Genomic DNA, 12,176 nt, shown 5'->3' on the forward strand with positions numbered 1-12,176 from the left:
GCGGTGCAGGGACGGGGGTCAAGGGTGGAGCGCAGCGACATCGGCGAAGCCGACGCGACGCAGGAGCGCCCTTGACGCCCGGCCCGGAACCGCGATCATCGGATCAGGGAGGGGGCGGCCCGCCCGCCACAAAACACCCCGCGCCCACCCCGACAGGCACGACCGCCCGCGCCCCGGATTGCCTGTGGCTTCCCTGGGCCTTCAGCGCGCCAGCAGCAGGACCAGCAGGACCACCAGGCCCGCCACTGACGGGGCGATGACCTCGTAGGCCCAGCGGATCACCGGGGCGCCCTGGGCCGTGGTGCGGGTGGCGGAGCGTTCGGCCAGGTCTTTGAGGTCGGCGGTTGTGCGATCCGCCGTGGCCATTCTGGCCTGGTGGTCCGTGACGTCCACGTTGACCGAGGTCCTGCCGTGCGGGTCGTCGCCCGCCCTGCGGGTCTGCTGGCGGGCGGCGCGCTTGCGCTGACGCAGGGAGACGGGGACCGCCCAGAGCTGGAACTTTCCGTTGTCCCGCGTGAACGCCTCGCACGAGTACGAGGCCCGTATGTCCGTGACCGACCCCCAGGGCAGGACGATCGTCCGGAACGGGTTCCTGATCCGGAGCCGGTCCTCGCCCGCGAAAACCGCAGGGCGCAGCGTGAACGCGACGATCAGCGGTACGGCGCAGAGCATCCCGGCGAGCGCCAGCCACGGCGTACTCCTCGTACCCCGGACAAGCGCGTCGATGCCGATCCACAGGACGAGCGCGAGCAGCAGGGCGCCGCCCACGATCCCGCCGCCGGACCGGAAGACACGATCGGCGTAGGCCGGCTCCGCCTTCCGCCGAGCAGGCTCCGCAGCGGCGCCGGGCTCGGAACCGGACTCGGGCCCGGAACCGGAGCCGGAACCGGAGCCGGAGCCGGAACCGGAGCCGGAACCGGAACCGGAGCCGGAACCGGAGCCGGAACCGGAGCCGGAACCGGAGCCGGATTCAGTACCCGCTGCGGAACCCGGTTCGGAATCGGGCTCGGGCGCAGGGTCGGGGGCAGGGCTCGTCATACGTCCGATTCTGCCGTACGGCTCCGACAGGCGCGGCCCCCGTCCCCCGCCCATGGACGCCCCCGCCCGCGACGCCCCGGTCCACGGTCATCCCCCGCCCGCGTATCGGGCACCCCTGGGGCGCCCCGGGTCACAGCTCGGAAACAGCCCGTTCGCGGAACCTCACACCCCCTGTACAGGTCGCTACGCGCGTAGATATGCTCATCTGGTGACCATGCCCACCATCACCCCCGCATTCGCTGACGCGACCGCGTCCGACAGCACACTGCGCCGCTACCTGCACGGGCTGCCCGGTGTCGACGCCGTCGGCCTGGAGGCCCGCGCCGCCGCGCTCGGTACGCGTTCGATCAAGACCACGGCCAAGGCGTACGCCATCGATCTGGCGATCTCCATGATCGACCTGACGACGCTCGAAGGCGCGGACACCCCCGGCAAGGTCCGGGCGCTCGCCGCCAAGGCCGTACGCCCCGATCCGACCGACCGTACGACGCCCGCGACCGCCGCCGTCTGCGTCTACCCGGACATGGCGGAGACCGCGGTCGCCGCGCTCGCCGGGTCCGGGGTGAAGGTCGCTTCCGTCGCCACCGCCTTCCCGGCCGGCCGCGCCGCGCTCGGCGTGAAGCTCGCCGACACGCGGGACGCCGTGGCCGCGGGCGCCGACGAGATCGACATGGTCATCGATCGCGGCGCGTTCCTCGCGGGGCACTACCTCAAGGTGTACGAGGAGATCCGCGCCGTGAAGGAGGCGGCCGGGGCCGCCCGGCTCAAGGTGATCTTCGAGACCGGCGAGCTGTCCACGTACGACAACATCCGCCGCGCGTCCTGGCTCGGCATGATCGCGGGCGCGGACTTCATCAAGACGTCGACCGGCAAGGTCGGCGTCAACGCCACCCCCGCCAACACGCTCCTGATGCTGGAGGCGGTACGCGACTTCCGGGCGCAGACCGGGGTGCGGATCGGGGTGAAGCCCGCGGGCGGCATCCGTTCCACGAAGGACGCGGTCAAGTTCCTGGTGCTGGTCAACGAGACCGTGGGCGCGGACTGGCTGGACAACCACTGGTTCCGCTTCGGCGCTTCCAGTCTGCTGAACGACCTGCTGATGCAGCGTCAGAAGCTCAGCACCGGCCGGTACTCCGGCCCCGATTACGTCACGGTGGACTGAGGCAGAGATGGCATCACAGAGCACACCCGAGAACCCGTTCACGTACGCGCCCGCCCCCGAGTCCCGCTCGGTCGTCGACATCGCGCCCTCCTACGGGCTGTTCATCGACGGCGAGTTCGGCGAGGCGGCCGACGGCAAGGTCTTCAAGACCGTCAGCCCGTCCACCGAGGAGGTGCTGTCCGAGGTCGCGCAGGCCGGTGCCGACGACGTCGACCGCGCCGTACGGGCCGCCCGTAAGGCGTTCGAGAAGTGGTCGGCCCTGCCCGGCGCCGAGCGCGCCAAGTACCTCTTCCGTATCGCGCGGATCATCCAGGAGCGCTCGCGCGAACTGGCCGTGCTGGAAACCCTCGACAACGGCAAGCCGATCAAGGAGACCCGCGACGCGGACCTCCCGCTGGTCGCCGCGCACTTCTTCTACTACGCGGGCTGGGCCGACAAGCTCGGCCACGCGGGTTACGGCGCCGATCCGCGCCCGCTCGGGGTCGCCGGGCAGGTCATCCCCTGGAACTTCCCGCTCCTCATGCTCGCTTGGAAGATCGCCCCGGCGCTCGCCACCGGCAATACGGTCGTTCTGAAGCCCGCCGAGACGACCCCGCTCTCCGCGCTCTTCTTCGCGGACATCTGCCGCCAGGCCGGGCTCCCCAAGGGCGTTGTCAACATCATCACCGGCGACGGCACGACGGGCGCGGCGCTCGTCGGCCACCCGGGCATCGACAAGGTCGCCTTCACCGGTTCGACCGCCGTCGGCAAGGCCATCGCCCGCGAGATCGCCGGTACGGGGAAGAGGGCCACGCTCGAACTGGGCGGCAAGGGCGCGAACATCGTCTTCGACGACGCCCCGGTCGACCAGGCCGTCGAGGGCATCGTCACGGGCATCTTCTTCAACCAGGGCCAGGTCTGCTGCGCGGGCTCGCGGCTGCTCGTCCAGGAGTCGGTCCACGACGAGGTGCTGGACGCGCTCAAGCGCCGGCTGTCCACGCTGCGCGTGGGCGATCCGCTGGACAAGAACACCGACCTCGGCGCGATCAACTCCGCCGAGCAGCTCGCCCGGATCCGGGCGCTGGCCGAGACGGGCGAGGCGGAGGGCGCGGAGCGCTGGTCGCCCGCGTGCGAGCTGCCGTCGGCCGGCTACTGGTTCGCGCCGACGCTCTTCACCAACGTCACGCAGGCGCACACCATCGCCCGGGACGAGATCTTCGGCCCGGTGCTGTCGGTGCTGACGTTCCGTACGCCCGACGAGGCCGTGGCGAAGGCCAACAACACGCAGTACGGCCTTTCCGCGGGCATCTGGACGGAGAAGGGCTCGCGCATCCTCGCGGTCGCGAGCAAGCTCCGGGCGGGTGTCGTCTGGGCCAACACGTTCAACAAGTTCGACCCGACCTCGCCCTTCGGCGGCTACAAGGAGTCGGGTTACGGCCGCGAGGGCGGTCGCCACGGCCTGGAGGCGTACCTCGATGTCTAAGGATTCCGCAGGCGCCGCCACCGGCCGTCTGAACGTGTTCAAGACCTACAAGCTGTACGTAGGGGGCAAGTTCCCCCGGAGCGAGAGCGGTCGGGTGTACGAAGTGACCGACTCAAAGGGCGCCTGGCTGGCCAACGCCCCGCTGTCCTCCCGCAAGGACGCCCGGGACGCGGTCGTCGCGGCCCGCAAGGCGTTCGGCGGCTGGTCGGGCGCGACGGCGTACAACCGGGGCCAGGTCCTCTACCGGGTCGCCGAGATGCTGGAGGGCCGCCGGGAGCAGTTCGTACGGGAGGTCGCGGAGGCCGAGGGCCTGTCGAAGCCGAAGGCGGCGGCCGTGGTGGACGCGGCGGTGGACCGCTGGGTCTGGTACGCGGGGTGGACGGACAAGATCGCCCAGATCGCGGGCGGGGCCAACCCGGTCGCGGGGCCGTTCTTCAACCTCTCCACGCCCGAGCCGAGCGGTGTCGTCGCGGTCCTGGCACCGCGTGAGTCGTCGTTCCTGGGGCTGGTCTCGGTGATCGCGCCGGTGATCGCGACGGGCAACACGGCGGTGGTCGTGGCGAGCGAGACGTTCCCGCTGCCCGCGCTCTCGCTGGGCGAGGTACTGGCCACGTCGGACCTGCCGGGCGGGGTGGTCAACATCCTCTCCGGCCGTACGGCGGAGATCGCCGCGCCGCTCGCCGCGCACCAGGACGTCAACGGGATCGATCTGACCGGCGCGGACGAGGCGTTGGCCAAGGAGCTGGAGATCGCCGCGGCCGACAACCTCAAGCGCGTACGGCGCCCCCGCGCCCAGGACGCCACGGGCGCCACGGGCACCCCGGGCGCCACGGAGTGGACGGCCGACCCGGGTACGCACCGCCTGACGGCCTTCCTGGAGACGAAGACGGTCTGGCACCCGACGGGCAGCCTGGGTGCGTCCGGCTCGGCGTACTGAATCGGCGTAGCGAATCGGCGTAGCGAATCGGCGTAGCGAATCGTCAACGCGGAAGCCCTGTCTCCCCTCGCTCAAGGGGAGACAGGGCTTTCTCCATGCGGTCCTCGCACGGCTCACCCCGGCAGCAGCGCCACCACCTGGCCCACCAGCGGCATGTCCTTGAGCGCGCCGCTCCCCTTGGTCAGCGGGTCGGTGAGCGGGGCCGTGGAGATCGGCTTGAAGTCCGCCACCTGGGTGCCCAGCGAATTGTCCAGCGGGTCCACGCCCGTACCGGCCAGGGGGTTGAGCTTGAGGGAGGTGATCGGGTTCAGGGCGCCCGCCACCCCGTAGCCGAGCGCGCCGGTGAGGGCCTGGCCCGCCGCCCGGCCCGACTCGGCGATCTGCGCCTCCGTGTCGGACGAGGAGGCGGGTGCGGGCGCCGGGGCCGCGTGGGCCGCCGCCCCGCCCAGGCCGAGGGCCGCGCCCGCCGCCGTGAGGGTCAGGCCGGCGCGCAGCAGGGTGCGACGCGGGGCGGGGGGAAGTGCGTGACGTGCCATGAGATGTCCTGCCTGGCCGGATCGAGCAAGCCGGTTGGTGGTTTTGGGTAATCGAAGCGGCACTCAGCGTAGTTGACGCACCGTTCGCGATGCCGATAAACCCGCCAAATCGACCACGGGAACTCGCCTGATCGCCCCCAGGGGTTCACCGTACGGACGGATGCCGCACACTGGTGTCCCGTGAGCTCTCCCACTCTTCCGCCCCGAGTCGTGCTGCTCGCGGGGCCGTCCGGCTCCGGAAAGTCGTCTCTCGCCGCCCGTACGGGGCTGCCGGTGCTGCGCCTCGACGACTTCTACAAGGAGGGCGACGACCCGACGCTGCCACTGGTCCCCGACAGCGCGGACATCGACTGGGACTCCGTACGCTCCTGGGACGCCGACGCCGCGATCGCCGCGATCGTGGAGCTGTGCCGTACGGGCCGTACGACCGTTCCCGTCTACTCCATCGCCACCAGCTCGCGCGTGGACACGGAGGCGCTGGACGTCGAAGGGGCGCCCCTGTTCCTCGCGGAGGGCATCTTCGCCGCGGACATCGTCGCGCGCTGCCGGGAGCTGGGGTTGCTGGCCGACGCGCTCTGTCTGCGGGGCCGGCCCTCGACCACGTTCCGGCGGCGTCTCGCGCGCGATCTGCGCGAGGGGCGGAAGTCGGTGCCGTTCCTGCTGCGGCGCGGCTGGCGGCTGATGCGCGCCGAGCGCGCGATCGTCGAACGGCAGACGGCGCTGGGCGCCCACCCGTGCGCCAGGCCGGAGGCGCTGGACCGGATCGCCGCGGCGAGAGCCGGGCGGCGCCTCATGCCGCGCGCCGAACAGGACGCCGGGCTGCCCGCGGAGCCCACGGCCACCCGGACCAGCTCCACCTGACCAGCTCCACCTGACCGGCACGCACGAAAATCCGCGCGGACGGAACTCGGCGCGTACGGAAACGTCCGCCCCCGAAGAGCGGGGGCCGCACGGCCCCCGCCCCCACAGAACACGAAAGCGGGGCCGTACCGGCCCCCCAGCCCGTACGGTCCCGCTTCCTTTTTCGTGTTCCCCCATTGGTCACCGCAGTTCCCCCGCGGCTTTTACTGTCCCCCCGTATCCCCCCGTATCCCCCCTGTCCCCCGTGGTTCCCCCCGTTCCCCACGGGTTCTCCCCCGAACCCCCCATATTTCCCCCGTGCTTCCGCCGTCTCCCCCGAAACGACGGACCCCCCGCATTCCCCCGTGTTTCCCCCGTGCTCCCCCCACTGCCCTCAGGCGACCAGTTCGCCGAAGGACTCTTCCTCGTCACGGCCGAAGCTGAGGACCTCGTCCTCGCGCAGCCGGCGGAGCGACCGCCAGATGCTCGACTTCACCGTGCCGACACTGATGTCGAGGATGTCCGCGATCTCCGGATCCGTGCGGCCCTCGTAGTAGCGCAGGACGAGCATCGTCCGCTGGAGTTCGGGCAGCCGGGCGAGCGCCTGCCAGAGCACGGCGCGCAACTCCGTGCCGCGCATCGCGTCCGTGTCGCCCGCCGTCTCCGGCAGCTCCTCCGTCGGGTACTCGTTGAGCTTGCGCCTGCGCCAGGCGCTGATGTGCAGATTGGTCATCGTGCGGCGGAGGTAGCCCCCGACCGCCGCCTTGTCACTGATCCTGTCCCAAGCCCGGTACGTGGAGAACAGGGCGCTCTGGAGCAGGTCTTCGGCCTCGAACCGGTCCCCGGTCAGGTGGTAGGCCGTCGCGTACAGGGAGGCGCGGCGCTCCTGGACGTAGGCAGTGAACGCCGCTTCGGCGTCCGCCGTCCCCGCCGGAGCGGTCCGCTCCCCCGTGGCCCCCGTGGCCTCCCCGTACGCGACTTTCCCGCCGCCCGCCTGGGGCGCGTCAACCACCGTCATGTACGACGGCTTGTGCTGACGCCCGGCGCCGCGAACGCACCCCCGCCCGTTCACGGCGCCGGACTTCTCCGTACTCCTGGTGACGTCGTGAAGACGCGTGACCACTGCGCTTGAGGTCGTTCCGTGCAGTGCGTTCATCCCGCGCCCCCCGTCGGTTGGAGTCTCTTCGTTCCGTGTGGCAATGAGCTTGCCGGGGCAGTTTCATGGCCCTGTCCTCCGACTGTCACAGCCGTGTCACAGGGGCCGGTGGCACGCAACGGTCGAACTCCGGTCCCCCCATGGGACACAATGACCTCCGTGCCTTTTCTGCTGCTGATCGAGGACGACGACGCCATCCGCACGGCCCTCGAACTCTCCCTGTCACGCCAGGGCCACCGGGTGGCCACCGCGGCGACCGGTGAGGACGGCCTGAAACTGCTCCGCGAGCAGCGGCCGGATCTGATCGTGCTGGATGTGATGCTGCCCGGGATCGACGGGTTCGAGGTGTGCCGCCGGATCCGTCGCACGGACCAGTTGCCCATCATCCTGTTGACCGCCCGTAACGACGACATCGACGTGGTGGTCGGACTGGAGTCCGGCGCGGACGACTATGTGGTGAAACCGGTGCAGGGCCGGGTGCTGGACGCCCGGATCCGCGCGGTGCTGCGACGTGGTGAGCGGGAGGCCACGGACTCCGCGACGTTCGGGAGTCTGGTGATCGACCGCTCCGCGATGACGGTGACCAAGAACGGTGAGGACCTTCAGCTCACGCCGACCGAGCTGCGGCTGCTGCTGGAGCTGAGCCGACGGCCCGGACAGGCGCTGTCGCGGCAGCAGTTGCTCCGGCTGGTGTGGGAGCACGACTATCTCGGTGACTCGCGGCTGGTGGACGCGTGCGTGCAGCGGCTGCGCGCCAAGGTGGAGGACGTGCCGTCCTCGCCGACGCTGATCCGTACCGTGCGCGGGGTGGGCTACAGGCTGGACACGCCTTCGTGAGTGACGTACCCAGGGGGGACGGGCCGGAGACCGGCCCGGAGAAGAGCGAGCGGGCGGGCGACGACCGTCACCCGGGTACGGAACCGTGCCAGGACCAGGGGTCCGCGGACCAGGCCGTGGACCCGTATGTCCGTCCGCGGCGCGGCAGCCCGGCCGCGGGCAAGGGCGGTACGGCCAGGAAGGCGTTTCTGGCCGGGCTCCGCTGGACGAGTCTGCGGCTGCGGCTCGTCATCGTCTTCGGGGCCGTGGCGCTGACGGCCGCCGTCTCCGCGTCGGGGATCGCGTACTGGCTCAACCGCCAGGCGGTGCTGACCCGTACGCAGGACTCGGCGCTCAACGACTTCCAGCAGGAGATGCAGAGCCGCGCCGCCGAGCTGCCGCTCTGGCCGCGGCAGGGCGATCTCCAGAACACCGCGGAGCGGATGGCGGGCGACAACTCCGGTTACAGCGTGGTGCTGATCGCCGCGCGGGACAAGGGGAAGCCGATCGTCGGCGCCTCCGATCCCGACCTGTTCACCATGGACGACGTGCCGGAATCGCTGCGGAACGCCGTGAACGACCGGCAGCAGGTCACGGCGTCCAACAAGTACCCGTACCACGTGTTCTGGCAGCGCACCGAGCGCGGCGGCACCCCCTATCTGGTGGGTGGCACGCGGATCATCGGGGGCGGTCCCACCGGCTATCTGTTCAAGTCCCTCGACCAGGAGCAGGCGGATCTCAACTCGCTGGCCTGGTCGCTGGGGATCGCCACGACGCTCGCGCTGATCGGTTCCGCGCTGCTCGCGCAGGCCGCCGCCGAGACCGTGCTCAGGCCGGTGCAGCGGCTCGGTGAGGCGGCGCGGCAGCTCGGCGAGGGCAAGTTCGGGACGCGGCTGCGGGTGTCAGGCTCGGACGAGCTGGCGGATCTGTCCCGTACGTTCAACAGCGCCGCCGAGTCCTTGCAGAAGAAGGTCGCGGACATGAGCGCGCGGGAGGAGTCGAGCCGCCGCTTCGTCGCCGACATGTCGCACGAGCTGCGCACCCCGCTGACCGCGCTCACCGCCGTGACGGAGGTCCTGGAGGAGGAGGCCGACAGCCTGGACCCGATGATCGCGCCGGCGGTGACGCTGGTGGTGAGCGAGACACGGCGGCTCAATGTGCTGGTCGAGAACCTGATGGAGGTCACCCGCTTCGACGCCGGTACGGCGCGGCTCGTGCTGGACGACGTCGATGTGGCGGACCAGGTCACGGCGTGCATCGACGCACGCGCCTGGCTGGACGCGGTGGAGCTGGACGCGGAGCGCGGCATCATGGCGCGGCTCGATCCGCGCCGGCTCGACGTGATCCTGGCGAATCTGATCGGCAACGCGCTCAAGCACGGCGGTTCGCCGGTGCGGGTGGCGGTGCGGACCGAGGACGACGAACTGGTCATCGAGGTACGGGACCACGGCCCGGGCATCCCCGAGGACGTGCTGCCGCATGTCTTCGACCGTTTCTACAAGGCGAGCGCGTCCCGGCCGCGTTCGGAGGGCAGCGGGCTCGGCCTGTCGATCGCGATGGAGAACGCGCATATCCACGGCGGGGACATCATGGCGGCGAACGTGCCGGACGGCGGCGCGATGTTCGTGCTGCGGCTGCCGCGCGACGGCGGGGAGGAGCCGGACCGGGACCATGGTCCCGGGTCCGGGGACACGGAGCCGGGAGAGGCGGGCGGGACGCCGTGACGCGGGGGAAGAGGGCCGGTCGTCGCCGTACGGACGGACGTACGGTTGCGGGCGTCCGTACGGTTGCGGATGCCCGTACGGTCGCCGGGCGCATCGCCGGTCTGGTCGTGCTCATGGCGCTCGCGGCCGGGTGCGGGATCAGGACCACCTCCGTACCGGTGGACGCCGGGCCCGCGCCGTCGCGGATGCCGTGCGAGATCGCCGGGAAGGATGCCGCCGCGCAGTCGGAGTCCGGCGTTGCGGTCCGGGTCTATCTGGTGTGCGCCTCCGGCCTCGCGTCCGTCGGGCGTACGGCCGGGGCCCCGGCGGGCAAGGCCGCCGACGCCCGGGTGGGGGCCGCGCAGACGCTGCTGGACGCGTTGCAGGCCGAGCCGTCCGCCGCCGAGCGCGAGGCGGGGTTCACCACGTCCGTACGGGGGCCGCTGACCGTCTCGGCCGCGCACGGCGGCGATCCGGCCGGGGCGCTGCGCCTCAGCCGGCAGCCGGAGGATCTGCCCGCCGCGGCGCTCGCCCAGATCGTCTGTACGTTCGCGGAGAGCGCGGGCTCGGACGGCCGGGTCGTCCTGGGCGGCCCGGGCGCGTACCCGACGCGTACCTATGTCTGCGACCAGGAGACGAAGCGGCATCCGGACGCCGATGTGCCGACCCTGACCCCGAGTGCGAGCGCGAGCGGCGGCTGAGTCACGCCCACCGCGCTCCGTTCGGGCGGTACGAGGCCGCCCGCACCATCGTCCGTACGTTCGAGCGAGGTGCCCGCTCCGGCCCACCGGGCGGGTGACTCCGGTCTCAACCGCGCGTTGCCCCGATCCGCCCGGAACCGATGACGAGGCGCGCCGCGTCTTGGGAAGCGTGCGTCAAGGTCCGGGCGGCAGTGCCGTCTTCCGCTTCCGTGTGGCGGGGTTCGTATCCCTGCTCGTGCATCTCTCACTGGTGGGGTGGGTGACGCTCCGCCCTCTCGATGTGATGTGGGTGAACGCGGCCAATCTGACGCCGTTCGCGGGCATCAGGGCCGATCTGGCCCTCGGGCCGCTGGAGGCGGCGCGCCGGATCGGTGAGGGGCTGCTGCTGCTCGCCCCGGTCGGGGTGCTGCTGCCGCTGGTGGACGGCCGGATCGCCGTCTCCTTCTGGGCCTCCCTGACGCGTACGGTCACGGCGGGCGCGCTGCTCTCGCTCGGGATCGAGATGGCGCAGACCGTGGTGCCGGGCCGGGTCGTCGATGTGGATTCCCTGCTGCTCAACACCGTCGGGGTGGCGCTCGCGCATCTCGCGGTGGTGCCCGCGTGCCGGGCCAGGCTCCGCGGGGAGGGCCGGGTGCGGCGGCCCCGTACGGTGCGCGGGGGGCCTTCGTCGCCCCGTACCGCCGGCGGCCGGGCCCGGGCCGGTGGGGAGACGACGGTCCGGGAGTCGGCCCTCAGGAGGGCCGCCGCGGGCGAGAACGTTCTGCGGGAGGAGAACCCTCAGGGGGTCACCCCGACGATTCCCAGGGTCGGGATCGCCCCGTAGAGGGATGCTTTGCTCCCTCCGCCGCGCGACCATGGAGTCATCGGGAGCACACGGACAAGGGATGCTCCCCCGATGGTCTCGTGAAGGAGCCCACCATGGCCGGTCGTCTGGTCCGCCCCCGTCACGGACGCATGCTCGGCGGGGTGTGCGCGGCGCTGGCACAGCGCTTCGGCACCTCCGCGAGCACGATGCGCGTGATCTTCCTGGTCTCGTGTCTGCTGCCCGGACCCCAGTTCCTGCTGTACCTGGCGCTCTGGATACTGCTGCCCGGCGAGAAGCGGGCGTCGGCCTCCACGGCCTGGTAGCCCGCCCGCCGGGCTCCGCCGACGCCCGGCCCCGATGCCGTGCGCGCGTCCGTAACGCCGTAGATGCCGGTACGGGCGCGCGCACACACGACGGTGGGCCGCGTACCCCGGATCCGGGGTACGCGGCCCACCGCGTGGTGTCCTGGACGGTGGTCCCGGACGGCAGGGGATCCGGCTCGGGAGCGGACCGGGCCGGACGGGGACCAGCCGGACGCGGACCAGCCGGACGGGCCCGAGTCGGCTCGGGCCGGGGCGGGAGGGGTCAGCCGCCGAGCGGGATGCCGTTGACGCCGAGGCCGCCATCGGCCAGGCCGTTCACGGGCAGGCCGCCGAGAAGGGTGCCGAGGGGGTCGGAGACCAGGTCGCCGAGCGGGTTGGAGGCGCGGACCGCGTCGAGCGCGTACGGCGTGGTGAACTCGACGGTGTCCACCGCGCTTCCAGCGGCCGTCGCCGCGCCGGAGAGCGGCTGCGGGAGCTGTGTGGCGGCCTCGTCCAGGGGCAGCGTCTTGGCGACGGAGCCGACGACGCCGAGCGCGGCACCCGCGTCGGGGACGGCGGGCGCTGCGGAGGCGCTGCCCGCGGCGGCTACGGCGAAGGCGGCGCCGAGGGCGGCGACACCGAGGGTCTTGACGGCGGACTGCTTCATCGGGATCTCGTCCTTGGGGACTCGGGGATACGGGGAATATGAGCGGCTCTG

General features: G+C 71.8%; 12 protein-coding genes and 1 pseudogene. 9 read left to right on the forward strand and 4 right to left on the reverse strand.

What is annotated here, in order from left to right:
- Positions 1-201: 201 nt before the first annotated feature.
- Positions 202-813: pseudogene (locus ACIQ7D_RS27790) on the reverse strand (PH domain-containing protein); the annotation flags it as partial.
- A gap of 439 nt (positions 814-1,252) precedes the next feature.
- Between ACIQ7D_RS27790 and deoC the strand changes: the two are divergent.
- Genes deoC through ACIQ7D_RS27805 form a run of 3 tightly spaced genes read left to right on the forward strand, consistent with a single transcriptional unit; the run spans position 1,253 to position 4,599 of the window.
- The gene (gene deoC / locus ACIQ7D_RS27795; RefSeq protein ID WP_403942246.1) at positions 1,253-2,200 is read left to right on the forward strand and encodes a deoxyribose-phosphate aldolase; all 948 of its coding nucleotides are present in this window, start codon (positions 1,253-1,255) and stop codon (positions 2,198-2,200) included.
- 7 nt (positions 2,201-2,207) lie between these two features.
- Positions 2,208-3,662: an aldehyde dehydrogenase family protein gene (locus ACIQ7D_RS27800; protein ID WP_403941972.1), complete on the forward strand. Its 1,455-nt coding sequence runs from the start codon at positions 2,208-2,210 to the stop codon at positions 3,660-3,662.
- Positions 3,655-4,599, forward strand: coding sequence for an aldehyde dehydrogenase family protein (locus ACIQ7D_RS27805; protein WP_403941973.1), 945 nt, complete (start codon positions 3,655-3,657; stop codon positions 4,597-4,599). Before ACIQ7D_RS27800 ends, ACIQ7D_RS27805 begins: the two co-directional genes overlap by 8 nt.
- Before the next feature lie 113 nt (positions 4,600-4,712).
- Here the strand turns inward: ACIQ7D_RS27805 and ACIQ7D_RS27810 are convergent, their stop codons facing one another.
- Positions 4,713-5,135, reverse strand: a complete 423-nt coding sequence (locus ACIQ7D_RS27810) for a hypothetical protein (protein ID WP_403941975.1) — start codon at positions 5,133-5,135, stop codon at positions 4,713-4,715.
- A gap of 180 nt (positions 5,136-5,315) precedes the next feature.
- On the opposite strand from ACIQ7D_RS27810, the gene ACIQ7D_RS27815 reads away from it, so the two are divergent.
- Positions 5,316-5,996 (forward strand): uridine kinase, encoded by a 681-nt coding sequence (locus ACIQ7D_RS27815; RefSeq protein WP_403941977.1) that lies wholly within the window; start codon positions 5,316-5,318, stop codon positions 5,994-5,996.
- A gap of 373 nt (positions 5,997-6,369) precedes the next feature.
- Here ACIQ7D_RS27815 and ACIQ7D_RS27820 read toward each other — a convergent pair whose 3' ends face one another.
- Positions 6,370-7,131, reverse strand: a complete 762-nt coding sequence (locus ACIQ7D_RS27820; RefSeq protein WP_403941979.1) for a SigE family RNA polymerase sigma factor — start codon at positions 7,129-7,131, stop codon at positions 6,370-6,372.
- Between the two features lie 159 nt (positions 7,132-7,290).
- On the opposite strand from ACIQ7D_RS27820, the gene afsQ1 reads away from it, so the two are divergent.
- From afsQ1 to ACIQ7D_RS27845, 5 genes are all read left to right on the forward strand, one after another.
- Positions 7,291-7,968, forward strand: a complete 678-nt coding sequence (gene afsQ1 / locus ACIQ7D_RS27825; protein ID WP_403941981.1) for a two-component system response regulator AfsQ1 — start codon at positions 7,291-7,293, stop codon at positions 7,966-7,968.
- On the forward strand, positions 7,965-9,671 hold the full coding sequence (locus tag ACIQ7D_RS27830; RefSeq protein ID WP_403941983.1) for an ATP-binding protein: 1,707 nt from the start codon (positions 7,965-7,967) through the stop codon (positions 9,669-9,671). Before afsQ1 ends, ACIQ7D_RS27830 begins: the two co-directional genes overlap by 4 nt.
- Positions 9,668-10,351, forward strand: a complete 684-nt coding sequence (locus tag ACIQ7D_RS27835; RefSeq protein WP_403941985.1) for a hypothetical protein — start codon at positions 9,668-9,670, stop codon at positions 10,349-10,351. Before ACIQ7D_RS27830 ends, ACIQ7D_RS27835 begins: the two co-directional genes overlap by 4 nt.
- 160 nt (positions 10,352-10,511) lie before the next feature.
- Entirely contained in the window at positions 10,512-11,174 is a 663-nt protein-coding gene (locus ACIQ7D_RS27840; protein WP_403941987.1) for a VanZ family protein, read from the forward strand.
- Positions 11,175-11,269: 95 nt separating this feature from the next.
- Positions 11,270-11,479: a PspC domain-containing protein gene (locus ACIQ7D_RS27845; RefSeq protein ID WP_403941989.1), complete on the forward strand. Its 210-nt coding sequence runs from the start codon at positions 11,270-11,272 to the stop codon at positions 11,477-11,479.
- Positions 11,480-11,741: 262 nt separating this feature from the next.
- Here the strand turns inward: ACIQ7D_RS27845 and ACIQ7D_RS27850 are convergent, their stop codons facing one another.
- The gene (locus ACIQ7D_RS27850; protein ID WP_403941992.1) at positions 11,742-12,125 is read right to left on the reverse strand and encodes an ATP-binding protein; all 384 of its coding nucleotides are present in this window, start codon (positions 12,123-12,125) and stop codon (positions 11,742-11,744) included.
- Between the last annotated feature and the right edge of the window lie 51 nt (positions 12,126-12,176).

The organism is Streptomyces sp. NPDC096310, from assembly GCF_044763125.1.
Classification (GTDB): Bacteria; Actinomycetota; Actinomycetes; order Streptomycetales; family Streptomycetaceae; genus Streptomyces.